The sequence below is a fragment of the Bradyrhizobium sp. SRS-191 genome, assembly GCF_024586915.1.
Lineage (GTDB): Bacteria > Pseudomonadota > Alphaproteobacteria > Rhizobiales > Xanthobacteraceae > Bradyrhizobium.
Window position 1 is genome coordinate 11,871 of sequence record NZ_JANBVS010000012.1, and the last position, 25,919, is coordinate 37,789.

The following is a 25,919-nucleotide window of genomic DNA, read 5'->3' on the forward strand; positions in this document are numbered from 1 at the left end:
CCGGCGGCGGGCTAGCGTGTTGCCGCCGCGATCGCCCCAGGCCGACCTGCGGACCGCCCGGCCAGCTGAGGTAGCAAGAAGTCGCTCCCGTATTTTTCGAGATAGTAGGCGCTGATCCGGCTCGCGCCGTAATAGTGAGGCCGGGGAAGCTGCTGCTTCCACTGCGACAGTCGTTGCGAGGCGACGTCGCCTGCAGCCCTCGACGCAGGATCAATGACCTCCTCGACCACCGCGAGGATTTCGTCCGACGTATTGTTCAGCGGCTGCGCTCCGTTGCGGCTGAGAACGCACGCGTCAAACACGCGCCAGCGCCAGGGCGAGAAAGTGAGCTGCGCCTGAGTCAGCATCGTTCCGTCGGCAAGTCGCACCGGCTTGAGCGCAAACCGAACGTCGCCGTTCCACAATTGCGGATCCGTCGTGATGCAATTGACCAGCGCGCTGGGAATACCCAAGCTGATCGCGACATTCGTCAATCCCGACGTCGTGCCGATGAAGGCTCTGGCATTCCGGATCAGGCAAATGTCCATCAGCTCGGATCTGAACGCGCTCTGCGCATAGTCGATCGCGCGGTCGAGCGGCGGAAGGCGGGGCGCATTCGGGCCGCCGAGCTTGATCACCCAGCCGCCCCTGCGCGTGATGTTGCTGATGGCCTCCAGATACGTCTCGAGCGGCGCATTGCGATGGGTCTGGCCGGTGCCATCGACCTCGGAATAATGCGAGCTATCGCGGATGTGCAGGCAGACATACCAGTCGTCCGGCTTCATTCCCCAGGCCTCACGCATGCGCCGGTAGTCGTCCTGCACCTTCGGGTCCGTCGCATAGATGCGATCATACGCATCGCGCATGGGATGACGCCGGCCCTCCTGCTCCCACTCCACCATGGCGAGCGCGCCGGCTTCCTGAAACGGCACGACGTCGCCGCTCGGCAGCCGGAATACGTTGAAGTTCATGCCGTACCATCGCTGCAGCGACAGAAGTTCTTCGCCGAGAGCGTGGGTGACGGTCTCTCCGATCACGACGATGTCGGCCAATTCCTCGAACAACCGGAAGAACGCCCGGTTCGCCACGAAGTCCGGTCGTAAGACGATCAGCGGCTTTCCCGTCCACCACCCCAACTCACGCATTCGGAACAGAATGTCCAACATGCCGAGATGACCGATCTGGGTCGTCCATTCCTCGGGAATGACCCGCAATTGCTCCAGTGGAATTCCGAGCCTTTGCAGCAGGAGGTCGACGTCAGCCGACACCGTCGGCGGCGCCTTGGCGCGCAGCTCTGACTGCGCCGCCAGCGCTCTCGCGAACAGGCCGACGCCGAGGTCGCCATAGCCGATATGCGTCACGCGCTGGCCGGTGAAGTTGCAGAGGTCGAACAACCTGCCCGCCGCGCCGCAGGTGAAGTCGAGCGGATTGGGATGATAGTTACCCGCGGGTCGCGACGCCATGTTCTGGTGGGGGCGCATGTAGTCCGGAAGGCCCCGGCACGCGACCGACATGCTCTCGAGTGCGCCCGCCTCGTCGCCCGCGATGAGATCGAGCATGGCCTTGAGAAATGCGAGGTGGCACTCCGCTTCCGTGCAGCCCCGCAACGTGACGTTCGAGACCAGTCTCCGGGCTTTTTCCAACTCTCCTTGCTCGAAAAGCGACCGGACCACCATGTTGGCCAGCATCGGCGAACGAGCTGCGAGCCCATATTCAGCGACCACGTCATGCGCTTCGCGATCTGCTCCAATCCGAAGCAGAAGCTCTGCTGCTTCGACGGGAAAGTACCGGGTCACCGATCCAGAGAAGCTCCGGTCAGGGTCGTGTGCCAGCAGACCCGCAACGTGGCCTTGATAGCCGCTTTCCAGCAGACGCCGGCCGCGAAGACGCCCCACTTCGCAAAACAAGAGGATCAGGAAAGCCAGGCGAGGCGGCAGCAGGTTCAGAAGCCGGGCAGCCTTCGCGATCAACATGCGGGCCGATCGCTGCGGTTGGAGCAGAGTGAGCTCTCTCACGCGCGCGATTACGGCCGGCAGATTGTCGGGCGAGGCAAAGGGCCTGGAGGAGCCGAACCTACGCATCAGCTTCAGCAACCGGATGACGCGTTGAAAAGCTGCATCGATTGTCCAACTCCACCCTCCGCTTCACCGTCAAACCTCGAAGCACCTTCACGGTTCCGCAGCAGCCTCGCAACAAAAGATGTCAATATCGTCCCCGGCGATGCCCAAACGTCTCCAATGCAGGACATGCGCGCGTTCACGTCAACGAACGGCCGATAACCGTGACGATTCCATGAACCCATTCCGAGATCGGCAACAGCCCGGCCCTGTCGACAATCAACAAGATCACGGACCACAGCGCCAATTGCTCGAGCACCAGCCGGCCGATGCCCAGCGAGATGAAAATGAATGTCATGAATCCCGATAGCAGAGCGCTGAAGAAGCCGGCTCCGATGACGAGAATCACACAGAAGATCACCGTGCTCACGCATGCCATGCGCAAGACCGACCTTAGAACAAAAAAGACGTCTTTCACGCAAGCGCCCCCTTCAGCAACGTTGGATCATGCCGCGCAACCATAGCCGCCAAGAATCCCTGTCTTGTGTAGCATCTCCGCGGAAAGACCGCCCCATCACCTGATCCCGCGCGGCTGCCTAGACCAAACACCTGCAGGTGTGCCTTACCATTGATTCCCGGGCTGCACCGGCAGAGCGACCAGGATCAACGTTCATACACCCATGCGGATCACGATACATGGCGCGAATTCCTGCTTCCCGCCCACCTCTGTCCCGGCCGATATTTGAAGTTGTCATGCTCCCGTCTACACTGCTATTGAGAATACCATCAGATGGCAATATCCGTTGCAGCCGGCGCGCTGGACACAGCGGCGAGCACCAGCGTGTCCATTGATCGAGCGATCCAGCTAAGTCATGTCCACTCGACCTCTCTCCGGCTGCCGACTATGTGGTCAGCAGATCTCCACGCCGGCGCTCCCGCTCGGTGCACTTCCGGTCTGCAACCGGTTCGCGCGTGAGAGCGCTGGAGCGCTTCGCATTCCTCTCGACATCGTTGCATGCGAGACGTGTCAGCTCGTTCAGCTCCGCGAGGCTCCGCAACCCGAGCAGCTGACTCCGGAGGTCCCCTGGATCCGCTACCGGGAGCCGGAAGGCCACCTCGACGCCCTCACCGGGGAGTTGCTGTCTCTCAGGCCGCAGGCCAGCACCGTCCTCGGCACCGGTCCGTTCGAAGCGCCCCTGCTGGGCAGGCTGCAAGCTCGCGGCCTTGCGACCACCGCGCTCGCCCTCGATGGCGCCAGCGCGCCCGGGCGCTACCCCTATCTCGAAACCTGGCAGGCCAACCTGAATGCCGAGCGGCTGGCTGCTGAGGCCGCGCGGCAAGGCACTTTCGATATCGTCTCCTGCCGCTACATTCTCGAGCATGCGCCGGAGCCGGTGCAGGCGCTGAAGTCCTTCAAGCACGTGCTCAATCCGGGCGCCCTGCTCGTCATCGAGGTGCCCGACAGCAGCAAGTTCCTGGCCGCGGGCGACTACTGCTTCCTGTGGGAAGAGCACAGCTGCTATTTCGTGGCGGAAACGCTGCAGCGTGCGGCAGAGTTGAGCGGCTATCGCGTCCTTGCCCTGCTCCGCTATCCGGGCACGCTGGAAGATGCCCTGGTTGCCGTGTTGACCCCGGCAGATGCGGACGTTCCCAAGGGGGCGCCGCTTGGATCTTCCACCCTGTTTCAGGCCTATCGCGACAATTTTGCTCCGACCCGCGCGCAGTTGCGCGCCAAGCTCACGGCCCTTGCTGGTCCGGACCGCGACCGGATCGCCCTGTTCGGCATCGGGCATCACGCCATCATGTTCGCCAACGCCTTCGGGGTGGCGGACCTGTTCGCCCTGGCGGTCGATGACGACGCGGACAAGGCCGGCTTTTTTCCACCGGGCTTTCGCGTCCCCGTGGTAGGCTCGGAGCGCCTGCTGGCAGACGAGCGGATCACCACCTGCCTGTTCGCGGTCGCCCCCCATATCGAGGGCAAGGTGCGCGAGAAGCTCGCTCCCCTCGCGGCGCGCGGCGTGGCCTTCCATTCGATCTACGCGGCGCTCGACAACGCCATCACGAAGGATCTCGCCTGATGAGCCTGGTTCAGAAGTCTCCCGAAGTGTTCCTGGCTGAGGGCCCGATCGCGTCCGTCGGACGGGCGGAGATCGACGCGCTGAAGGCCGCCGTGAAGGCCAGCCCGAAGCGGCGGGCGCGCATCAACGCGCATCCGGACGGCGACGACACCCTGCACGAAATGATCATCGCGATCGATTCGCACTCCTACATCCGGCCGCACAAGCATCCCGGCAAGAGCGAGGCGTTCCACATCGTCGAGGGCGAGGTCGACATCGTCGTGTTCGACGATTCCGGGGAGATCGCGCGTGTCGTCGAACTGGGGGCGCCGGGCGGCACGCGGCCGTTCTATTACCGGATGTCCAACGCATTCTTCCACACGCTGATCATCCGCAGCGAACTCCTGGTCGTGCACGAGATCACCAACGGACCGTTCCGCCCCGGCGCCAGCGTGTTCGCCGATTTCGCCCCCGAGGACAGCGACACCGCTGCGGCCGCGGCCTATCAGGCCGATCTCGCCCGGCGCGTCGCAGCGCTGCAGGATGCTGCGGCATGACCGATCATGCCGTGGTGGTCGGCGGCACCCGCGGCCTCGGCCGCGTGGTCGTCGAGCGATTCCTGGCGCGCGGCTGCGCCGTCAGCGTGGTGTCGCGGCAGCGTCCGGCCGATTTCCCCGACCAGCCCGATCTGAAGCATTTTTCGGCCGATCTGGAACGCAGCGACAGCTTCGCAGGGCTCTGGCGTGAGATTGCCGAGGCCCAGGGGCCGATCCGCTACGTGGTGCTGAGCCAGCGCTTCCGCGGCCAGGGCGATCCATGGGCCGGCGAGATCCAGGTCGGCCTGACCGCCTCGCGCGACCTGATCGAGGGCTTCTCCGGCCATTTTGCAGATGATGGCGACCGCGCCATCGGCGTGGTCAGCTCGGTCTACGCCGAATTCGTCGGCTCCTCGCAGCCGGTCGGCTACCACGTCGTCAAGGGCGGCCTGAATGCGATGGTCCGGCATTATGCCGCCACGCTCGGGCGCCGCGGCATCCGGGTCAACGCGATCATGCCGCTGACCTATCTGAAGCGGGAATCGCGCGTCTTCTACGAGCAGAACGAGAAGCTGATGGAGACCTACCGGAAGCTGGTCCCGCTCGGCCGGCTCGGCACCGCCGAGGAATGCGCCGACGCCCTCGATTTCCTGTGCAGCCCGCGCGCGTCGTTCATCAATGGGCAGAGCCTGTTCCTCGACGGCGGAGTGTCCACAGTCTGGCAAGAAGAGGTCGCCAAGAGCTTCGCGGGGCTGTAAAACGCGGCCGCAATTCACGCTTCGGCCGACCAGTCCCCGCCAGGGGATCGCCAACCCAGGACCACCAGATCATGCAGCACGTCAAGCACAAGACCGATTGCCGCCTGTGCGGCTCGACCTCGCTCGATCACGTGCTGCCGATCAGGCCTTCGGCGATCGGCGATGCGTTCGTGACCGCCGACCGGCTGAGCGAGACGCAGGATCTCTATCCGCTCGACTGCTATCTCTGCCTGTCCTGCGGCCATCTGCAGAACCTCGACGTCGTCGATCCCGACATCCTGTTTCGCGACTACACCTATCGCAGCTCGGTCTCGCTCGGCCTCGTCGAGCACTTCAAGCGCTATGCCCAGTCGGTCGTCTCGACGCTCGCGATCCCGAAAGGCAGCCTCGTCGCCGAGATGGGCAGCAATGACGGCTCGCTGCTGAAGGCGTTCAAGGCCGAGGGCATGCGGGTGCAGGGCGTCGACCCCGCGCGCGATATCGCTGCGACCGCCACCAGCGAAGGCGTTCCGACGATTCCGGACTTCTTCACCAGCGCGCTGGCGGAGAAGATCAAGGCCGACCAGGGCGAAGCCAAGCTGTTCTGCGCCAACAACGTGTTCGCGCATATCGACAACATGTCGGATGTCGTGAAGGGCATCCGGCTGCTGCTAGCCAACGACGGCGCCTTCGTGTTCGAGGTCTCCTACATCGTCGACATGATCGACAACATGGTGTTCGACACCATCTACCACGAGCACGTCTCGCACCACGCGCTGATCCCGCTCGAGACGTTCATGAACCGGCACGACATGACGCTGTTCCATGTCGAGCGGACCGGCACCAAGGGCGGATCGATCCGCGCCTTCGCGCAGCCGAAATCGACCGGACAGCGGCCGCGCTCGGCGGAGCTGTCGAAGCTGATCGCCGAAGAGGAGCGGCGCGGCGTCACCAAGCCGCAGATCTACCGCGACTGGTTCGTCGCCATCGAAGACTGCAAGCGCCGGGTGCTCGCCACGCTCGACGAGGCCATCGCCGCCGGCAAGCTGGTCGCCGCCTACGGCGCCTCGACCACCACGACCACCCTGCTCTACCATTTCGAGCTGGAGAGCCGGGTCAAGTTCATCGTCGACGACAACCAGCTCAAGCAGGGCCGTTTCAGCCCGGGCGCCCATATCCCGGTGCTGCCCTCCAGCGAGCTTGCCACCCGCAAGCCCGACATCGTCGTGATTCTCGCCTGGATCTATGCCGAGCCGATCCTGAAGCGGAATCAGGCGTATCTCGATGCCGGCGGCCGCTTCCTGGTGCCGCTGCCGGAGCCCCGGATCGTCGATGCGTCGGGGTCGAAGACCATCTGAGCAGCCTGGCGCGGGGGCCTCGCCCAGGCAGGTTGACAGCCCTCGCGTAACATGATCCAGCAAGGGCCGTGGCCGTCCGCCCCCGCGCGGCGCGGATGATCATTTTCGAGTGAAAAGCCAGACACTTACGGCACTCGCGAGGTAGCAGGAATGACCACCGTGACCGATGGACAGGTCGAACGGTTCGTGGTTGCGGATCAGCGTCGCGTCTCATGGGCGCGCTGCCGCGAGGACATCGCGCCGTTCATCACCCGTCACGTCACCTGGCGCGCGCTCGCGGCCGGCGACATCCGCTCGAAATACCGCCGCACCATGCTCGGACCATGGTGGATCACCGCCACGAACGCGATCACGGCGCTGATCATGGGCAGCGTGGCCGGCCGCTTCCTCGGCGCCGACATGAAAACCTACCTGCCCCACTTCATGGTCAGCATGACCATCTGGGGCTTCATCTCGTCCTCGCTCAGCGAATCCTGCTACACGATGATCAATGCAGGCGGCATGATCAAAGCCGTGGACATGCCGATTCTGATCCATGTGATGCGCATGGTTCAGCGCAACCTCATCATCTTCCTGCACAACATCGCGGTCATTCCGTTCATCTGGCTGGTCTATCCCTGGTCGGTGGGCTTCGGAATGGTGCTCGCCATCCTCGGCCTGATGATCGTCTACATCTTCGTCGTCAGCGCCTCGATGATCGTCTCCATGATCTGCGTGCGCTATCGCGACGTGCCGCCGGTGATGGCCGCCGTGCTGCAGCTGCTGTTCTTCATCTCCCCGATCATCTGGGAGCCGTCGAGCATCCGCGGTGGCGAGTTCATCGTGACGCTCAATCCGATCGCCTACCTGCTGGCGGTCACGCGCGGCCCGCTGATGGGCGACGTTCCCGGCCTTGCGACCTGGGCCGGCGCCATCGGATCGGTCGCCGTCTTGACCGCCGCCATGATGTATATCTACACGCGCTATCGGTCGCGCGTCGTGTATTGGGCCTGACGTTACGGCCTTCAGGGACTGCGGACCACCCTCATCATGACTCTCATTGAAGCCAAGCAAATCGGCATCGAGTTTCCGGTCGCGCCGCCGAACGCGCGGTCGTTCCGGCATCTGGCCATCAAGGCGGCCTCGCGCGTCGGCGGCCGGGTCTCGAAGAGCGATGGCTCGTTCCAGTTCGTGCAGGCGCTCGACGACATCAGCTTCACATTGAAGCAAGGCGACCGGCTCGGCCTCGTCGGCCACAACGGCGCGGGCAAGACCACGCTGATCCGTGTGCTCGCCGGCATCTACGAACCGACGCGCGGCTCGTTGCGCGTGGTTGGCCGCAATGTGCCGATGTTCGACATCGGCCTCGGCATGGACGAAGAGGCGTCGGGGTACGAGAACATCCGCACCCGCGGCCTGATCCTGGGGCTCTCGCCCGAGGAGATCGAGCAGCGCGTGCCGGAAATTGCCGAATTCGCCGAGCTCGGCGACTATCTCGAGCTGCCGATCCGGACCTATTCCTCCGGCATGCTGCTGCGCCTGGTATTCTCGATCGCGGCGTCGATCCATGGTGACATCATCCTGATGGACGAGTGGATCGCGGTTGGCGACGCGCAGTTCCGCAAGAAGACCCACGGCCGGCTGCAGGACATCACGAATCGCTCGGGAATCGTCGTGCTCGCCTCGCATGATCACGGCCTGCTGCGCGACACCTGCAATCTCGGGCTCTATCTCGACGGCGGCCGCGTGCGCGCGTTCGGCGCGCTGGGAGACGTTCTGAAGGAACTGCCCGCGGTTTGAGCGGCAGGCTCGACAGCATGCGGCAGGAAGCGCGCTGAACCATGACCACGACGATCGCCAGCGCCGCCTCCCCGACCGTGACCCTGGTCGTCCCCAACTTCAACCACGCCCACTACCTGCCGGAGTCGCTCGGCAGCATCGCCAATCAGACCCGCGCGCCGGACCGCGTCATCATCATCGACGATTGCTCGACCGATGACAGTATTGCGGTCATCGAACGCTTCCTGGCGGACAGGCCGAGCTGGCGGTTGATCCGCCACGAGACCAACCAGGGCGTCGTGCGCGGCCAGAACGAGGCGCTGGCCGGCACGGACACCGACTGGATCGGCTTTCTCGGCGCCGACGATGCGCTGCATCCGACCTATCTCGAAAAGGCGATGGCGCAGGCGACCCAGCATCCGGACGCCGGCCTCATCGTCGCCTGCTGCGAGATCATCGGCCCGAAGGGACCATCCGCGAAGCGGATGCTGCGACCGGTGATGCTGCCGGCTCCGGCATCGGCGATGCTGGCGCCGGCCGACATTCGCCAGGCGCTGCGCTTTGGCGACAATTATTTCTCCGGCACCACATCGCTCTATCGCCGCACGGCCTTGCAGGCGCTCGGCGGCTTCGACGTCAAGCTCGGCTCGTTCTCGGACGCATTTCTCGCGCGCCGGCTGGCCTTGACCTACGGCTGCTACTTCATCGCGGAGGCGCTGGGCTACTGGCGCATTCACGGCCAGAACTACTCGACCGCTACGGCGACCGACCCCGCATCGCTCAACGCCAAGCTCGCCGATATCGGCGCGCTGATTGCGCAGAACAAGCTGTTTCCCGATGGCTATGACGACATCTTCGCACGGCGCAATCGCTTCGGCGCAGCGCGGATGGTGCTGGGCGGCGAGAGCGCACCGTCCACCAAGGCTGCGCGCGTAACTGCGTTGCTCGACGGCAACGCGTTCGATACGTACCTGCTGCGGCTGCTACTGAGCTCAGGCGCCAGCGGCCGCCTTGCCGCGCTGGCATGGATCACCTTGCGGACCCGGCCGATGTCGCTGACGCGCCTGCTCGCCCAGACCACAGCCCGACGGGCGATCTTGTCCGCCACGCCAGGCTATCGCGCGCCATGACGGCTCGTGCTCCCTTCGGCTCTCTGCGGCATCGCCTTGGCAAGCAGCAGCGGGCTCCTGCGCCGACCCCGGCCGCCCCAACCACGCAGCCACCGCGGCAGGCGACGCAAAGCCGCTGGTCGCCGCGGACGTGGCTGACGACATCGGCGTTTCGTCTCTACGCGTTCCTGAGCGCGCGGCGCCGGCAATTGCTGCCACTGACCACCCGCGCCGCAAACCTGCTCGACAGCAGGCTCATCGTTGCGCCGGCCGGCGCCCGGCTGCTGCAATGGATGGACAAGCAGCTCGAACGCGGCACGTTCATCGGCACACTGCTGGCCCGGCTGACGTCGACGACGCTGGCCGCCGCGGCGCAGGTTCATCTCGCCGCCAGCCGCAAGCCGAGCGCCCTGCGCGCCGTGCGGCTCTTGAACCTGATCTTCCGCAGCAACGTCCGCGCGCGGGCTGGTGTCGGTGCGCAGGCCTATTTCACCACCCTGGCGCTGTGCAGCGCCTATGACCGCATCGTCCGCGAGGTTCCGCAACCGGAGGCGATCGACAGCTTCGCGATCAATTTCGCAGTCGGCGTCGCCCACATGTATCGCGGCAATCTTGCAGTTGCGGCGCATTTCCTGACGGCCGCCGCGGCCTCGGGCGACGGCAACGCTTTGCGCAAGCTCGGCGCCGTCCATGCCCTGGCCGGCGATCACGTCCGTGCGGCCGCATGCTTCAAGGCTTCCGTCGAACGCGATCCGCGCTCGGTCATGGCGCACCAGAACTACGCCGGCGGCTACGATCCCTCGACCTACACGCCCAGCACATGGGAGCTGGAGAATGCCGGCGAGCTCCTGATCTACGACAACCTGATCCAGCTCGGCGAGAACTTCTATCACCAGGGCCGTTACGACGACACGTTCCGCAGCTACCAGGCGGCGCTTGATCACCAGGATGCGCTGGCGCGCAAATGGTCGATTCCGCAGCCGCTGATCCAGCGCATTGCCGCCACCAGCCGGATCTTCGATCCTGCGCTTCCGGTCCGGCTGCTCGGCTATGAATGGGTGACTCTGATCGGCCATGTCGGCTTCATCGATTGCCACCTCCGCATGGCCGCGCTCGGTATGCTGCCGCGCGCCAACTACGTGCTGCTCGCCCCGCCAGGCAAGGTGGTCAACCAGCCCTTCCTCAGGCTGTTCGATCCGCATGTCACGATCATCGAAGACCATGCCCTCGTCGATGATCTCATGCCCTATCAGCGCCTGGTCGGCGATCAGTTCATCGCGGTGCGCGGCACGGATGGCCTGGCTGAGCCGTGGGCCCACGCGGCGTCGCGGGCGCAGGTGGCCTGGGCCGAGCAGCAGCGCGGGCCGATCGTGACGGTTCCAGCAGAGCTGATGGACCAAGGCGCGGCCAGGCTGCGCGCCGCGGGCGTGACCGCCGGCTGGTTCGTCGCGATCCACATCCGCGAGGGCGGCTACCACGGCGACGGGCCCGGCACGACGCGCCAGCATCGCTCCGCCAATGTCGGCGACTACCTGGACGCGATTGCTGCCGTCACCGCGCGCGGCGGCGCCGTGGTCCGACTCGGCGACCGCAGCATGACGCCGCTGCGTGACATGGCCGGCGTCTTCGACTACGCGCACAGCGACATCAAGTCGGCGGAGATGGATCTCTATCTTTGCGCCGCCGCCCGCCTGTTCGTTGGGACGACCTCGGGCCTGACCACCGCCGTGCAGGCGCTGGGAACACCGATGCTGCTGGTCAACTGTATCTCCAACGACAGCCAGTTCTGGCACGAGCGCACCGACTTCACGGTACGTCCGGTCTACGACCGACGTGCCCGGCGCTATCTGTCACTGCGCGAAACCTACCGTCAGCCGCTGCAGGCCCTGCTGATCGACACCGCCGTGCTGGCGCGTCACGGGCTCGAGATTCACGCCAATACCGCTGACGACATCACGGCCGCCATTCGCTACAAGCTCGATTGCCTGGACGGAACCGGCCAGTCGTTGCGCAAGGGCGGCCCGCTGTTGGATCGCTATCGCGCAGCGCTCAGCGACAATCCCTATAATTTCGGTGCTTCGCTACCCGTCCCGGCGTTCCTGAACCGACTGCCGGAATTGCTGGACTGAGCAGGCAGGAATTTCGTTCGTTCTGCGCCCACGCCCGCCTGGGCCGGTAGTTTCCCGGCGCCTCACAGATCCCATTAACCTTCGTGCAAGACGATCCGCCTGATAGGTAGGGTTCGCAGGATCGCGAATCAGGTCGATTCCGAATCGACATCGGCGATCCATGCTCCGTTGAGGCGACTAGCTGGGACTGAGACCATGTCAGGGCAGTTACAGGGCTCCACCACCTCAGACGCGCTCGACCTGGAAACCGGTTCGTCGTCGCTCCCTCCCATCGAGCTTCCCCAGGAAGCCGTCGAAGCCATCGTTGCACAGGGCACTTTCGCCGGCATCAGCGCTGTCACGGCGGTCGGCTCGGCCGGATTGACGATCAATCTGCTGTGGGACACCGCAGCCATGAACGCGCCGGCCAGCTTCCGTGCCGGCATTCAGCAGGCTGCCGCGATCCTCACCTCGGCGATTTCGGATCACATCACCGTCAATCTCAAGATCGACTACAGCGGCACGGGCGGCGGCGCCGCCGCGGGTCCCGACGGCGGCCAGTGGATGAGCTATTCCAGCGTCCGCTCCGACCTGATCAACAACGCAAGCCCCGGCGATAGCACCTTCAACGCCCTGCCCTCGGGATCCAGCCTCCAGGGGCAAAACCTCGTCGCCGTTTGGAACACGCAGCTGAAGCTGTGGGGCGGCCTCGGCGCCAATGACTCGACCACCGACGACGGCAGCGCGACCTTCGCCACCGACATCAATCCAAGCCTGCTGGTCGGCGTCGCGCTGCACGAGCTGACCCACGCCTTCGGCCGCGTTCCCTACGGACCACAGCCCGACATCTTCGACTTCTACCGCTTCTCCAGCCCGGGCGTCCGCCTGATGACCGGGGGCGCGACCGCGTCGACGGCCTATTTCTCGCTCGACGGCGGCTATACCAAGCTCGGCGACTACGGCCAGTCGTCGGATCCGAGCGACTTTCTGAACAGCGGCGTGCAGGGCGGCAACGACCCCTTCAACGAGTTTTACACCGGAAGCACGCTGCAGACGCTGACCACCGTCGACCTCAAGCAGATGGTCGCGCTCGGCTTTCATCTGGTCGGATCCTCGGGAACCATCATCCGGACGAACGGCGATACGAGCCTGACGCTGGTTGGAAATTCATACTATCTGAACAGCGCTTCGAACGGCGTGGGACCGACGCTGAAATATGGAGGCTCAGTCTATTACGCCGGCCAGTTCGGCAGCATCGCCCCGATCGGAGCCGTCAAGACGGGCTCAGGTTATGACGTCGCCTGGCAAATTGCAGGAACTAATCAGTTCACGTTCTGGACCACGGATACGAACGGCAACTACACCTCCAACCTCTCAGGACTCGTTTCCGGAAACAGCCTCACCTCGGAATTGCTGGAATCGACCTTCGGGCAAGACTTCAATAACGACGGGACCATCGGGGTCACCGCATCGCTGGTGCACTCCAATGGCAACACGAGCCTGCTGCAGATTGCCAATGGCTACTATATGTACGTCAACGGCTCCGGTCCTCAATTGAAGTATGGCGGAAGCCAGTACACGGTCGGCCAGTTCGGAACGATTTCGCCGATCGCGGCGATCCAGACTTCAAGCGGCTTCGATGTCGCGTGGAAGGACTCGGCGACGGGTCAGTTCACATTCTGGACGACCGACACCAACGGCAATTACAGCGGCAACATCGTAGGCCTAGTCTCAGGCAGCAGCTTCGCCACCGAATCGATGGAGGCGACCTTCGGCCAGGATTTCAACGGCGATGGCACCATCGGCGTGACCGCATCCCTGGTGCAGACGAACGACAACACCAATCTGCTGCGTATCGCCGATACATACTACATGTACGTGAACGGCACCGGCCCGCAGCTGAAATACGGCGGTGCGCCGGTGACGGTCGGGCAGTTCGGAACGATTGCACCGATTGGCGCGATCAAGACGGCCAGCGGATTCGACGTCGCCTGGAAAATTCCGGGAACGAGCCAGTTTACGTTCTGGGCGACGGACGCCGACGGCAACTACGGCTCGAACTTGAGCGGCCTCGTCGATGGCACGACGTCAACCGTGAAATCCTTCGAGACGATCTTCCATCAGGATCTCAACGGAGATGGCGTCATCGGATTTCCGAGTTCGGTGAGCCCGGCGGTGGCCGCCGCCGTCGCGAGCCCGCCTTCCAGCGAGGCTGGCTCGAGCGGCAACACGGTGATCGTGACGACGAGTTTCAGCGGCAATATCGCCGGTTTCGGCACTGCCGTCGGCCAGATCGACCTGAAAGGCGTCACCTTCGCATCGCTGCACACCCAGTTCGACGGCGCGAACGGGCTGCTGTCAGTGACCGATGGGACCAACAGCGCATCGCTGCACTTTGTCGGCCTGCCGGCGCAGGACAATTTTCACTTCGCAGATGACGGACAGGACGGAATCCTGATCTCCGGCGCGCCGACTTCGCTCGCCGGCCCGGCATCACAGCCGGTGTCGCTGCAAGGTCATGACGGCTTCCTGTTCGCCGCGCATTTCGGCCAGGTGAGCGTCGCCGACTTCACCCTCGGCACCGACAAGATCGTGTTCGACCATAGCATCTTCGCCGACCCGTCGGCCCTGCAGGCCGCGATCCACGACAATGCAGCTGGCAATGCCGTCATCGCCGATGCGGCGCAGGGCGCGATCACGATCCAGCATGTATCGACGGCCGAGCTGCTGTCGCATCTGTCGAGCTTCCACCTGGTCTGAATTGTCGGCTGCGGCCATTTGGTTGCAGAAGCGCCGGGGCCAAGGCCCGTCCCCGAGGTCGGGTGGGGCGGTGACGACGACACGACTCGCGCGGCGGCGGCTCTTGGCCTATACGGCGCCCTGACGCCCGAGACCGTGAATTCATGCCCCCGTCCCCTTCTGCCAAGCCCCGCCGCCTGCTCTACGTGGCCAATGAGGATTTCGCCTTCCTGATGCACCGGCTGCCGATGGCGCGTGCGGCGCGCGATGCTGGCTATGAGGTGCATGTCGCGACCAACGTCAACGCGGGCGCCGCCGCGATCGCGGCGGAGCGCTTCGTGCTGCATCCGATCCCGTTCCGCCGCGGCGGGCTGTCGCCATCATCGGCCATGCCCACAGTCGGCGCGATCCGTGCCGTGGCAACGGCGATCCAGCCCGACGTCGTGCATCATTCGGGACTGCAGGCCAGCGTGCTCGGCTCGCTCGCCGCACTCGGCCAAGCCACGCCGGTCGTCAACGCCATGACCGGCATGGGCTACATCTTCACGTCGTCGAGCTGGCGCTCGCGCCTGCTGAAGCAGGGCCTGCTGTGGCTGCTGCCACGGCTGATGAACCGGGCGCCGAGCTGCGTGCTGGTGCAGAATCCGGATGATCGCGACGCGCTCCAGGCGATGGGCGTCCGTGCCGACAAGATCACGCTGATCCCGGGCTCCGGCGTGGACACCGACCGCTTCCAGCCGCTGCCCGAGCCGGACGGGCCGATCACCTTCGGCTTCGCCGGGCGCCTGCTGACCGACAAGGGCATCCGCGCGCTGGTGGCCGCCCACCGGATGCTGCGCCGGCAGGGCCGCGACGATCAGCTGCTGATCGCCGGCTCGCCCGATCCGGCCAACCCGGCCTCGGTGTCCGCCGAGGAGATGGAAGCCTGGCGCAACGAGCCGGGCATCACCCTGCTCGGTCAGATCAAGGACATCTCCGAGCTCTGGCGGCGCTGCCACATCGCGGTGCTGCCGTCGCATCGGGAAGGGCTTCCCGTCAGCCTGCTGGAAGCTGCCGCTTGCGGCCGGCCGCTGGTCTCGACCGATGCGCCCGGCTGCCGCGAGATCGCGATCCACGGCCAGACCGGGCTCTCGGTGCCGGTCGAGGACGCGACGGCCCTGGCGCAGGCCATGACGCAGCTGGCGGACTCGCCCGAGCTCCGCGCGCGCTATGGCGCGGCCGCCCGGCAGCTCGTCGAGGACAAGCTCTCGGCCAGGATCATCGGCCGCTCGGTGGTCGCGCTGTATGACCGCCTCACCTCGGCCGCGGGCGCCCGCCGATGATCGCCACATCGGCCGCGAATGCCGCCCTCATCGCCCTGCTCGCCGCCGCGATGTGCGCAGTGGCGATCGTGCTGCTGCGCCCGCTGCTGCAGCGCTACGCGCTGGCGCGGCCCAATGCGCGCTCCTCACACAAGATCCCGACGCCGCAGGGCGCCGGCATTGCCGTGGTCGGCGCGACGCTCGTGGTCGGTGGCGCCTTTGCATCCGTGCTGGGCTTTGCGCCGCTGACCATGCTGTTCATCGCCGTGCCGATGCTGGGGCTGGTCGGCCTGGTCGACGACATCAGGCCGATCCCCGTGCTGCCGCGCTTCCTCCTGCAAGGTCTCGCGGTCGGCCTCGTCGTCTTCACCGCGCCTGACGATCTCAGGCTGTTTCCGATCCCGCCGGCGGTCGAGCGCACGCTGCTGCTGATCGCGGGCCTGTGGTTCGTCAACCTCGTCAACTTCATGGACGGGCTCGACCTGATGACCGTGGCCGAGGCGGTGCCGATCACGGCGACGCTCGTCCTGTTCGGGCTCTCGGGTGAGCTGCCATGGCCGGCAACGGCCATCGCGGCCGCGCTATGCGGCGCCTTGCTCGGCTTCGCGCCCTTCAACCGGCCTGTCGCAAAAGTCTTTCTCGGCGACGTGGGCAGCCTGCCGATCGGGCTACTGCTCGGCTGGAGCCTGCTGCATCTCGCCTGGCAGGGATACGTCGCCGCCGCGCTGCTGCTGCCGCTGTACTATCTGGTCGACGCCACCTTCACCCTGCTGCGGCGAATGGCGCGGCGCGAGCCGTTCTGGGCGGCGCACCGCACGCATTTCTATCAGCGAGCCACCGACAACGGCTTCACCGTCTCCCGGGTCGTCAGCGAGGTGTTCATCCTCAACATCGCGCTTGCGGTCCTCGCCGTCCTCTCCGTCGCACTGCGGTCGCTGGCAGCCGACGCCATCCTGCTCGTCTTCGGTCTCGGCGCCGTCACCTGGGTATTGAGCCGCTTCTCACAGCCACGGCATTGAAGGCTCAGGCCGCGCTCGAGCCGAACTCCGGCACCGCATCCTTCAGCACCGACTTGATCGTGACGGGATCATTGCGCCCGATCGCCTGATCGAGCGCCGCGATCCATGCCTTCAGCGTCGGCATTGGCGGCTCGTTCGGCGTAGCAGCCATGATCCCGGCCACGCCGATCTCGACCGGCGGCTCCTCGCTCGCGAACAGGATCTCGTTCAGACGTTCGCCCGGGCGAATGCCGGTGAACTTGATCTCGACGTCGTAGCCCGGCTGCAGGCCGGACAGGCGGATCATGCGCTCGGCGAGCTCGACGATGCGCACGGGCTGGCCCATGTTGAGCACATAGACCGAGACATCCGGCCGCTGCGGCGCCAGCGCATGCGAGGCCGCGGTGATGACGAGGTCGCAGGCCTCGCGGATGGTCATGAAGTAGCGCACCATGTCCGGATGGGTCACGGTGACGGGACCGCCGGCTTCGATCTGCGCCTTGAACTTCGGCACGACAGAGCCGTTCGAGGCCAGCACGTTGCCGAACCGCACGGAAATCAGCCGCATCGGCGGCCGGCCGACCGGCCGCTCGGCGAGCTGCCGGTCGAGCGCCTGGCAGTACATCTCGGCGAAGCGCTTGGTGAGACCGAGCATCGACACCGGCTCGATCGCCTTGTCGGTCGAGATCATCACCATCGCCTCGGCGCCCGCGGCCACTGCGGCGTCGGCGACGTTGATCGAGCCGAAGATGTTGGTCTTGACGCCCTCGCTCCAGTCGCGCTCGAGGATCGGCACATGCTTCAGCGCAGCAGCGTGAAACACCAGATCCGGCTTGAACTCGCCGATCAGCGCGAACACCCGGTCGCGATCTCTGATATCGGCGATCCGGCCCTCGACGGCGACATTCGCCTCCGGATCGGCTGCCAGCGCCTCGGTGATCGCATAGAGCGCGGGCTCGGAATTCTCCAGAATGAGCAGCCGCGCCGCACCGAACGCGACGACGCGCTGGCAGATCTCGGCGCCGATCGAGCCGCCGCCGCCGGTGACGACCACGGGCTTGCCGCGCACCAGCGCTTCCAGCCGGCCATAATCGATCTTGTGGCTCGGCCGCAGCAGCAGATCCTCGACCGCGACCGGCGTGAGCCGCGGTGCGTCGCCACTCTCCAATGACGGCAGCCGGCTGACGATCAGGCGCAGCCGGCGCGCGCGCATCAGGAAGGTCTCCGGATGACAATCCGGCTCGAACGCGGTGGGCATCATCAGCGCGCGCGCGATCGGCCGGTCACGCCGGGCAAAATCGGCCGCGACGTCCTCAACGTCGTCGATGCCGCCGAGAACGGGAACGCCGCGGATCAGCTGGCCCCGGTCGGCCGTCGACGGCGAGAGAATGCCGATCGGCCAGATCCGCTTCACAGCGCCGCTCTCGATGCCGCGCAGCACGACCTCGGCATCGGCGGCGCGGCCGATCAAGAGCGCCGGCGCGGCATCGTCGGATCGCGCGTGGCGGCGCACTCGCGTGTAGCGGAAATAGCGATAGGCGAAGCGCAGCGTGCTGAGCGCGAAGATCTCCAGGAACCAGAACAGGATGATCGTGAGCTTGCCGAAGAAGAACGTGCCGCGCACATTGGGCGCGACGATGATGTAGTCGAGCACCAGGAAAGCGAGCGCCAGCACGGTCGCGACGCGCACGATGTTGAGCGCATCCGGCAGCGAGGTGAAGCGCCACTTCGTGGTCAGCAGATTGGAAAAGTAGAAGACGACGAAGCTGAAGGCGATGAAGTAGGGCACGATCTGCAGCAGCAGCGGGACCCGGTCCCAGAACGTGCTGGCGCCCTCGAAACGGATGTAGAACGCCGCGAACAGCGCGACGATGCTGGCCAGGAGGTCATGCGCCGCGATCAGCAGATTGCGCGAATTGAGTTGCGACAGGCGCGTCATGGTGTGACGGCCCCCTGCTCCGCGTCGGGCTTCGTCCGTGATCGCAGCACCATGCCGCCGGCCACGCCGACGCCGATCACATACATCCACCCCTCGTGGAAATCGAAGATGTGAGAGTTGAACAGCGAGGTGAAGATGTTCTGCACCACCACGAGCAGGCCGATCCAGGGCACGAGGCCGTCGCCGCGGAACAGCAGCAGATGCACCGCCCACATTGCGTAGAGGATAACCACGCCGAGCGTGCCCCACTGAACGGCGACATTGAGCGTCTGATTATGCGGATTGCCGACCACGGTGCCGGCGGCGAGATCCGTGCGGCCGCTCGCGGCCAGCTCGAACAAGTGCCGGGTCGAGCCCGAACCGTGCCCGATCAGCGGCGCATCCGCGAAGAAGTGCAGCGATTTCCGCCAGAACTCCAGCCGCTCACCGATCGAGGTGACGCCGCGGTCGTTCCGGTAATCCTGATATTGCTGCGTGAACGTCGACACCTTCTGCTGCAGTTGCGGCGAGACCGACCATGCGGCCAGGCCGATCACGACGGCCGTGACGGCAATCATGAGGTTGGCCCGCCATTTCAGATGGATCAGGCCGAACACCGCGAGCAGGATCGGGATCGTGACCAGCGCCGTGCGCGACACCACGATGAAGATCATGTTGGCGAGGAACGCGATCATGATCGCGGTGAGAATGCCGGCCGGCACCCAGCGACGGGCGCGCAAGAGCTGCGCGATCGGATAGGCCAGCGCCACCGCGCAGAGCGAGAATTCCTGGCCCTGGTCGATGTAGTTCTTCACGAAGATGCCGCGGTCGGCGTTCGCCTTCAGCGCCAAGGCCGGATTGAACGCGACCGCCGTGGACATCACCACCATCAGAACGCATGACGCGAGAAAAGCCGTGAACACCCACAGGCCGCGCTCGGAGCGCTGGAAGTGATAGAGCAGTGCCGGCAGCACCATTAGTTTCGCGGCTGGCCCGACAGCGTAGAGGCGCGCACCCCAGGCCGCGTCCGACCACAAGGTTCCGACCAGCGCCAGCACGAACAACGCAATCGGCGCCAGCGAGATCGGCTGCTTCAGGATCTTCAGCAAACGATCAAGGTCGAGAAACGGCACCATGGTGATCAGCATCACGACGCCGAGGATCGACACCAGCGATGTCGACCATGGCAGCGAGGCCGCCAGGAGAACCGCTACGACGTCCACGGTGGTCCGCCACGCCGCGGGGTCGCGCCAGCGGCGAGCCAGCAGCGCCGGGCCGGGATGACCTGCGAGCGCGCTCATCGCTGATCGCTCCGGGCACGGTCCACCAGCGCGGTCGTGCTGTGTCCCTTCAAGATGTCGATCAGGAGCACCTCGCCACCGCAGGCCTCGACGACGTCGTGGCCGACCACCTGCTCGCGCGTGTAGTCGCCGCCCTTGACCAGCACGCTCGGCCGGACCAGCTCGATCAGCCGCAGCGGCGTATCCTCAGCGAAGATCGCAACCAGATCCACGGCCTCCAACGCGGCCAAGACCTCAGCGCGGGCGCGCTCGTCCTGCACCGGACGGCTCTCGCCCTTCAACCGTTTCACCGAGGCATCGCTGTTCAGTCCGACCACCAGCCGGTCGCAGGCGGCCCGCGCCGCCGTCAACACCTTCACATGGCCCGGATGAAGAATGTCGAAGCAGCCATTGGTGAAGCCGATGCGCAGCCCCTCCGCGCGCCACGCGGCGATGCGGTCCGCGAGATCGCCATCGCTTTCGATGATCTTCTCCTCGGCCGCCCGATAGGCATGCGGCAGGATCTTGCGGCGCAGCTCAGCCGAGGTGACGCTGGCCGTGCCCTGCTTGCTGACAGCCACCGCCGCGGCTGCGCTCGCCATCCGCAAGGCGTCTTCCCAGGCTGCACCGGCGGCGAGCGCCGACGCCAGCACGGCGACGACCGTGTCGCCCGCTCCGGAGACGTCGCGCACCTTCACCGGATAGGCCGGCACATGGACCGGATCGCCCTGGCGCGGCACCAAGGTCATGCCCCGCTCGCTCTGCGTCACCAGGATCGCTTCGCAATCGGCGAGATAGATCGCATCCCGCGCGGCCACCGCGATCTCCTGCTCGGTCTCGGCGCGGCTGCGGGTGGCCTCCGAAAACTCCTTGCGGTTGGGCGTCAGTACACTGGCGCCGCGATAGATCGCGAGATTGGCACTCTTGGGATCGACGATCACGCGCTTGCCGGCCTTGCGCGCAGCATCGATCACGTTGCGCAGCACGCGCGCCGTCAGCACGCCCTTGGCGTAGTCGGACAGCAGCACGATGTCGGCGCGGACGATCAGCGGCAGGATGGCCGCGATCAGCGTCTGCTCGATCTCCTCAGATGCCGGGGCGGCGCGCTCCCAATCCGCGCGCAGCATGTGCGTCGAGAAATGCTCGGAAACGAAACGGACCTTGCGCGTCGTCGGCCGCGAGGGATCGCGCACCAGCACCGGCTCGATGCCGTCGACCTTCGCAAGCTCGGCCTCGAGCTGATCACCGGCCGTATCCTGCCCGACCAGGCCGACGAAGATGCAGCGGGCGCCAAGCGCGGCGATGTTGCGCGCGACATTGCCGGCGCCGCCGATATTGGTCTCGCTGCGACGAACCGCGATGACCGGCGCCGGCGCCTCCGGCGAAATCCGCGATACCTCGCCATAGACGAACTCGTCCAGCATGAGGTCGCCGACGCACAGCACCGTCTGGCGGGCGATCGCTTGCGAGAGATCGTCAAAGTCGAACATCAGCGGCAGTCTCGGTGCAGTGGTCGGAACCAAATCGTCTAACGGAAGCGGTCGGCGGAATCGAGATAGTCTCGGACATAGGAGGCCACCGCATCCTCGAGCGGCGTGAAGCCGCCGTTGTAGCCGGCGGCCAGCAGGCGGTCGACATGGCTCTGGGTGAAGTACTGGTAGCTGCCGCGAATCGATTCGGGCATGTCGACATACGCGATCCGCGGCGTGGCTCCGAGCGTGGCATAGGCCGCCAGCATCATGTCCTTGAAGCTGCGCGCCTGCCCCGTGCCGACATTGAACAGGCCGGAGACCGACGGCGAGGCCAACAGCCACAGCATCACGCGCACGACGTCGTCGACATAGATGAAATCGCGGCGCTGGTCGCCGTCGGCGATGCCTTCGCGGTGCGACTTGAACAGCTGCAGGGTGTGCCCGGCCTTGATGTCGTCGAAACGGCGCGTCAGCACGCTCATCATCGATCCCTTGTGGTACTCGTTGGGACCGAACACGTTGAAGAACTTCAAGCCGGCATATTGCGGCGGCAACCGCTCGCCGCGCTCGGCGCGTGCGGCAATCGCCATATCGAACAGATGCTTGCTCCAGCCATAGAGGTTCATCGGCCGCAGCGTCTTGAGCGCCGTAAGCGAGGGATCATCGACGAAGCCCTGCGCGCCGTCGCCATAGGTTGCCGCCGAGGAGGCGTAGATGAACGGCGTCAGGTTCGCCGTGCACCAGTCGAGCAGGCGCAAGGAACTCCGAAAATTGCGCTCTATCACGAGATCGCCGTCGACCACCGTGGTCGCGGAGATCGCGCCCATGTGAAGGACGGCATCGAGCCTGCGGCCCTTCAGCCAGGCGTCCAGATCGGATGGCGGCACGACATCGGCCAGCTGCCGCTTGGCCAGGTTGCGCCACTTGCCCTCGCTGCCGAGCGTGTCGCAGACGACGACGTCGGTGCGGCCGGCGTCGTTCAGCGCCGCCACCAGATTCGATCCGATAAACCCGGCGCCGCCGGTCACCAGCAACATTCCGTAACCCGTCCTGATCCCGAAACCCGGCCTTCGCGTAGCGCATGCGGCGGCAAAGTGTAAGCGCTTTGGTGATGGCCGGGTCAGGCCCACTTTACCTGCGGCGGTCGAGCGGCTACCAGCGCGCCGGAGCCAGGCAGTCAAAGAATGAATTCGAATTCGACCAAGGTCACGGTGGACGCTGACGACACCAGCCCGATCCTGATCATCCCCTATATGTGGATCGGCGACTTTGTCCGCGGCCATACGGTGGTGCGGGTGCTCAAGGAGCGCTGGCCGAATCGCCCCGTCGACCTGCTGGTGACTTCGCTGTGCGCGCCGCTGGTCGATTACATGCCGGGCGTCCGTTCCGGCCTGGTCTGGGACCTGCCGCGGAGCCGGCTGGCGCTTGCCAGACAGTGGCAGCTCGCCAGCCTGTTGCGCGAACGCCACTATCGAACCGCGCTGGTGATGCCGCGCACCTGGAAGTCGGCCCTGGCGCCCGCTTTGGCCGGCATCCCCGAGCGCGTCGGCTTCGTCGGCGAGTTCAGGTTCGGGCTGCTCAATCGCTGGCGCTGGGGCGAGAAGGCGCTGCCGCGCTTCATCGACAAGAACGCCGCGCTCGCTCAGCCCGACGGCGCGCCACTGCCGCCGGAATGGCCGGTGCCGCAGCTTCGTGTGCCGCAGGAGGACGTCGCGCGCTGGCGCGAGGCCAACGGCCTCGGCAGCCGCCCGGCGGTTGCCCTGGCGCCGGGATCGGTCGGGGCCGCCAAGCGCTGGCCGTTCTATGGCGAGGCAGCCCGGCTGCTGCTCGACGCCGGCCTCGACGTCTGGGTGGTCGGCGGTCCCGGCGAGAAGGCGCTGGCGGCCGAGATCGTCGCCACCGGGGGACCCGCGGTCCGCGACCTCACTGGAACCGATCTGCGCAATGGCATCCTGGCCATGGCTGCAGCCGGCGTGGCCATTTCCAATGATTCGGGGCTGATGCACATCGCGGCCGCCCTGGGCACGCCGACCATGGGCATCTTCGGCCCCACAAGCCCCTACCATTGGGCGCCGCTGAACGGCTTGGCTGCGACGGTGCAGACGAAGACGCAGGTGCCCTGCCAGCCCTGCCACCGCCCGGTCTGCCGCATGAACGACCACCGCTGCATGCGTGACATCCCGCCGGCGGATGTCGCCGCCATCGCACAGCGCGTGCTGGCCGACGTGGCCATTCCGGTCGCGCCCTAGCTTGCGCTGGAGCAGCGCGCCACATACACCGGCCTCATCGCCGCCAGAGCCGCCATCGTGACCCACGCACCGGACAGCCTGATCGCCAGCCACCTCGCCCGCTCCCAAGCGGCGATGGCGCGGGCCGCCGGTGATGCGGCGATGCTCGCCTGCGCCGAGCGGATTGCAGCGACGATCATCGCGGCGCTGCGCGGTGGCCATAAGCTGCTGCTCGTCGGCAATGGCGGCAGCGCGGCGGACGCGCAGCATATCGCCGCCGAGATCGTCGGACGCTACAAGCAGGAGCGGCCGGCCTGGGCGGCAATCGCGCTAACCACCGACACCTCGGCGCTGACCGCGATCGGCAACGACTACGGCTTCGATCACGTCTTCGCCCGTCAGGTCGAGGGGCTCGGCGCACGAGGCGACGTGCTGCTGGCGATCTCGACCTCCGGTCGCTCGCCAAGCATCCTCAATGCGCTGCGCAAAGCGCGGGAGCGCGGGCTGGTCACCATCGGCTTCACCGGCACCAGGGGCCTCGCAATGGGTGAGCTCTGCGATGAGCTGCTGGTCGCGCCGAGCGACGACACGCCGCTGATCCAGCAGATCCACCTCGCGACCGCCCATGGCATCTGCGAGACGATCGAGGCGGCCTTGATGCGAGACGAGACTTAGATGACCACCGCTCCCCTGAAGCCTGCGGCGTTTCTCGATCGTGACGGCGTCATCAATCATGACGACAACTACATCGGCTCGCCCGAGCGCATCCGCTGGATGCCGAATGTCGCGCCTGCGATCCGGCGGCTGAACGAGGCCGGGTATCACGTCTTCCTGTTCACCAACCAGTCCGGCGTGGCGCGCGGTCTCTTTACCGAGGACGACGTGCTCAGCCTGCATGAGTGGATGCGGGCCGAGCTTGCGGCGCAGGGCGCTGTCATCGACGACATCCGCTACTGCCCGTACCATACCGAAGGCTCCGTCGAGCAGTATCTGCGCGAGCATCCCTGGCGCAAGCCGGCACCGGGGATGATCCTCGACCTGATGCAGCACTGGCCGATCCGGCGCGAGGGCAGTTTTGTCATCGGCGACCGTGCCTCCGATATCGCAGCAGCCGAAGCGGCCGGCCTGCCCGGCTTCCTGTTTTCCGGTGGCGACCTCGATGCGTTCGTCACCGAGGTCATCGCTCAGACCAGTCCGCGATAGACCGCCGCAATCTTTTCGGCCTCGGCCTCCAAGCTGAATTTTTCCACCACGCGCGTCCGCGCCTTCTCACCCATGGCACGCGCTGCGGCCGGATCCTGCATCAGCGGCTCGAGCGCTGCGGCCAGCGCATCGACATCGCCCGGCGGCACCAGCTTTCCAGTGACGCCCTCCTCGACCACGATCTCCGCAGCGCCCGCACGCGCGGCGACGAGCGCGGCGCCGGCGGCCATCGCCTCGATCAGGGTCAGGCCAAAACCTTCGTTGCGCGAGGTGAAGGCGTAGATCGTCAGGCGCTGATACCAGCGCTGGACCTCGGCGATGTCGAGCTCGCCGGTGATGACGATGCGCTGGTCGAGGCCGGCCGCGGCAATCTGCTTCTTCAGCTCGCTCGCGAACGGCATCTGCTCGGGCGTGACTGCGCCGACCAGGACGGCGGAGAACTCCGGATAGCGCGGCAGCAGCCGGCACATCGCGGCGACAAACACGTCGCTGCCCTTCTGCGCGCGCACGCGGCCGAAGCAGCCGATTGCGTATTTGCCCGGCAGCCCGCTCTCGGCAAAGGCGGCGCCGCGATCGGCAGGCGGCTGATACACCTCCGTATCGACCCCATGCGTAATCACCACAGCCTCGCGCTTCAGATAGGACGCCGAGATGTCGCTGGTGGCGATGATCGCATCCATGCGGCGGATCAGCCAGCGCGTGATCCAGCTGTGATGGCGCTGCGCGGCCGAGGTGAACACCAGCTTGAACGGCCAGCCGAGCGCACGCAGGATCACGCCGATGATCATCTCGTCATTGCGGCGCGCGTGCCAGATCAGCGGCCGCCGCCGGCCCCAGACCTTGAGCAGATCACGCGCGTGCATCCGCGCGATCCCCTCCGGCGCGTAGCTGCCGAGCCACGCCGCGCGCACCAGCTTCGCCAGCTTCGGCGCCACCATGCGATTGGTCGCCGTCACGCCGGAATAGCGGCGGTGCAGGTTCGGCACGATGACGTCGAGATCTGCGGCGGAAAACGGCTCGGCTGGCACCATTCGCTCCAATTTAACGGTTCCCTATACGCAACATTAAGCACGCCCGCCAG

21 protein-coding genes are annotated in these 25,919 nt (G+C 65.9%); 14 read left to right on the forward strand and 7 right to left on the reverse strand.

Annotated features, from left to right (window positions below; translation table 11 throughout):
* Positions 1-11 precede the first annotated feature (11 nt).
* A complete protein-coding gene (locus NLR35_RS21140; RefSeq protein ID WP_257168463.1) occupies positions 12-1,952 on the reverse strand; it encodes a TIGR04372 family glycosyltransferase in 1,941 nt (646 codons plus the stop codon).
* A 283-nt stretch (positions 1,953-2,235) separates the two neighbouring features.
* Positions 2,236-2,475, reverse strand: coding sequence for a hypothetical protein (locus NLR35_RS21145; protein ID WP_257168672.1), 240 nt, complete (start codon positions 2,473-2,475; stop codon positions 2,236-2,238).
* A 433-nt stretch (positions 2,476-2,908) separates the two neighbouring features.
* On the opposite strand from NLR35_RS21145, the gene NLR35_RS21150 reads away from it, so the two are divergent.
* The 11 genes from NLR35_RS21150 (at position 2,909) to NLR35_RS21200 (ending at position 16,758) form a co-directional block, all read left to right on the forward strand.
* Positions 2,909-4,114: a methyltransferase domain-containing protein gene (locus tag NLR35_RS21150; RefSeq protein ID WP_257168464.1), complete on the forward strand. Its 1,206-nt coding sequence runs from the start codon at positions 2,909-2,911 to the stop codon at positions 4,112-4,114.
* Positions 4,114-4,650 carry a WbuC family cupin fold metalloprotein gene (locus NLR35_RS21155; RefSeq protein WP_257168465.1) on the forward strand — a complete coding sequence of 179 codons (537 nt, stop codon included), beginning with the start codon at positions 4,114-4,116 and terminating at the stop codon, positions 4,648-4,650. Before NLR35_RS21150 ends, NLR35_RS21155 begins: the two co-directional genes overlap by 1 nt.
* Complete coding sequence (locus NLR35_RS21160; protein WP_257168466.1) at positions 4,647-5,387, forward strand: SDR family NAD(P)-dependent oxidoreductase; 741 nt, start codon at positions 4,647-4,649, stop codon at positions 5,385-5,387. Before NLR35_RS21155 ends, NLR35_RS21160 begins: the two co-directional genes overlap by 4 nt.
* 71 nt (positions 5,388-5,458) lie before the next feature.
* Positions 5,459-6,724, forward strand: a complete 1,266-nt coding sequence (locus tag NLR35_RS21165) for a class I SAM-dependent methyltransferase (RefSeq protein ID WP_257168467.1) — start codon at positions 5,459-5,461, stop codon at positions 6,722-6,724.
* A 150-nt stretch (positions 6,725-6,874) separates the two neighbouring features.
* Entirely contained in the window at positions 6,875-7,717 is an 843-nt protein-coding gene (locus NLR35_RS21170) for an ABC transporter permease (RefSeq protein WP_257168468.1), read from the forward strand.
* 36 nt (positions 7,718-7,753) lie between these two features.
* A complete protein-coding gene (locus NLR35_RS21175) occupies positions 7,754-8,503 on the forward strand; it encodes an ABC transporter ATP-binding protein (RefSeq protein ID WP_257168469.1) in 750 nt (249 codons plus the stop codon).
* A 41-nt stretch (positions 8,504-8,544) separates the two neighbouring features.
* Positions 8,545-9,612 (forward strand): glycosyltransferase family A protein, encoded by a 1,068-nt coding sequence (locus NLR35_RS21180; RefSeq protein ID WP_257168470.1) that lies wholly within the window; start codon positions 8,545-8,547, stop codon positions 9,610-9,612.
* A complete protein-coding gene (locus tag NLR35_RS21185) occupies positions 9,609-11,720 on the forward strand; it encodes a TIGR04372 family glycosyltransferase (protein WP_257168471.1) in 2,112 nt (703 codons plus the stop codon). Before NLR35_RS21180 ends, NLR35_RS21185 begins: the two co-directional genes overlap by 4 nt.
* 195 nt (positions 11,721-11,915) lie before the next feature.
* Positions 11,916-14,459, forward strand: coding sequence for an NF038122 family metalloprotease (locus NLR35_RS21190; protein ID WP_257168472.1), 2,544 nt, complete (start codon positions 11,916-11,918; stop codon positions 14,457-14,459).
* A gap of 143 nt (positions 14,460-14,602) precedes the next feature.
* Entirely contained in the window at positions 14,603-15,760 is a 1,158-nt protein-coding gene (locus NLR35_RS21195; RefSeq protein ID WP_257168473.1) for a glycosyltransferase family 4 protein, read from the forward strand.
* Entirely contained in the window at positions 15,757-16,758 is a 1,002-nt protein-coding gene (locus NLR35_RS21200) for a glycosyltransferase family 4 protein (protein WP_257168474.1), read from the forward strand. Before NLR35_RS21195 ends, NLR35_RS21200 begins: the two co-directional genes overlap by 4 nt.
* A 4-nt stretch (positions 16,759-16,762) precedes the next feature.
* On the opposite strand, the gene NLR35_RS21205 is transcribed toward NLR35_RS21200, so the two are convergent.
* The 4 genes from NLR35_RS21205 to rfaD are packed head-to-tail and all read right to left on the reverse strand — an operon-like array spanning position 16,763 to position 22,444.
* The gene (locus tag NLR35_RS21205) at positions 16,763-18,676 is read right to left on the reverse strand and encodes a nucleoside-diphosphate sugar epimerase/dehydratase (protein WP_257168475.1); all 1,914 of its coding nucleotides are present in this window, start codon (positions 18,674-18,676) and stop codon (positions 16,763-16,765) included.
* Positions 18,673-19,956 (reverse strand): O-antigen ligase, encoded by a 1,284-nt coding sequence (locus tag NLR35_RS21210; protein ID WP_257168476.1) that lies wholly within the window; start codon positions 19,954-19,956, stop codon positions 18,673-18,675. Before NLR35_RS21210 ends, NLR35_RS21205 begins: the two co-directional genes overlap by 4 nt.
* The gene (gene rfaE1, locus NLR35_RS21215) at positions 19,953-21,425 is read right to left on the reverse strand and encodes a D-glycero-beta-D-manno-heptose-7-phosphate kinase (RefSeq protein ID WP_257168477.1); all 1,473 of its coding nucleotides are present in this window, start codon (positions 21,423-21,425) and stop codon (positions 19,953-19,955) included. Before rfaE1 ends, NLR35_RS21210 begins: the two co-directional genes overlap by 4 nt.
* Positions 21,426-21,463: 38 nt before the next feature.
* Positions 21,464-22,444: an ADP-glyceromanno-heptose 6-epimerase gene (rfaD, locus tag NLR35_RS21220; RefSeq protein WP_257168478.1), complete on the reverse strand. Its 981-nt coding sequence runs from the start codon at positions 22,442-22,444 to the stop codon at positions 21,464-21,466.
* Positions 22,445-22,591: 147 nt separating this feature from the next.
* Here rfaD and waaF point away from each other — a divergent pair, with 147 nt between their 5' ends.
* Genes waaF through NLR35_RS21235 form a run of 3 tightly spaced genes read left to right on the forward strand, consistent with a single transcriptional unit; the run spans position 22,592 to position 24,838 of the window.
* Complete coding sequence (waaF, locus tag NLR35_RS21225; RefSeq protein ID WP_257168479.1) at positions 22,592-23,656, forward strand: lipopolysaccharide heptosyltransferase II; 1,065 nt, start codon at positions 22,592-22,594, stop codon at positions 23,654-23,656.
* A gap of 57 nt (positions 23,657-23,713) precedes the next feature.
* Complete coding sequence (locus tag NLR35_RS21230; protein WP_308774343.1) at positions 23,714-24,310, forward strand: D-sedoheptulose 7-phosphate isomerase; 597 nt, start codon at positions 23,714-23,716, stop codon at positions 24,308-24,310.
* On the forward strand, positions 24,311-24,838 hold the full coding sequence (locus tag NLR35_RS21235) for an HAD family hydrolase (protein WP_257168480.1): 528 nt from the start codon (positions 24,311-24,313) through the stop codon (positions 24,836-24,838).
* On the opposite strand, the gene NLR35_RS21240 is transcribed toward NLR35_RS21235, so the two are convergent.
* Positions 24,820-25,866: a glycosyltransferase family 4 protein gene (locus NLR35_RS21240; RefSeq protein ID WP_257168481.1), complete on the reverse strand. Its 1,047-nt coding sequence runs from the start codon at positions 25,864-25,866 to the stop codon at positions 24,820-24,822. The genes NLR35_RS21235 and NLR35_RS21240 overlap by 19 nt on opposite strands.
* Between the last annotated feature and the right edge of the window lie 53 nt (positions 25,867-25,919).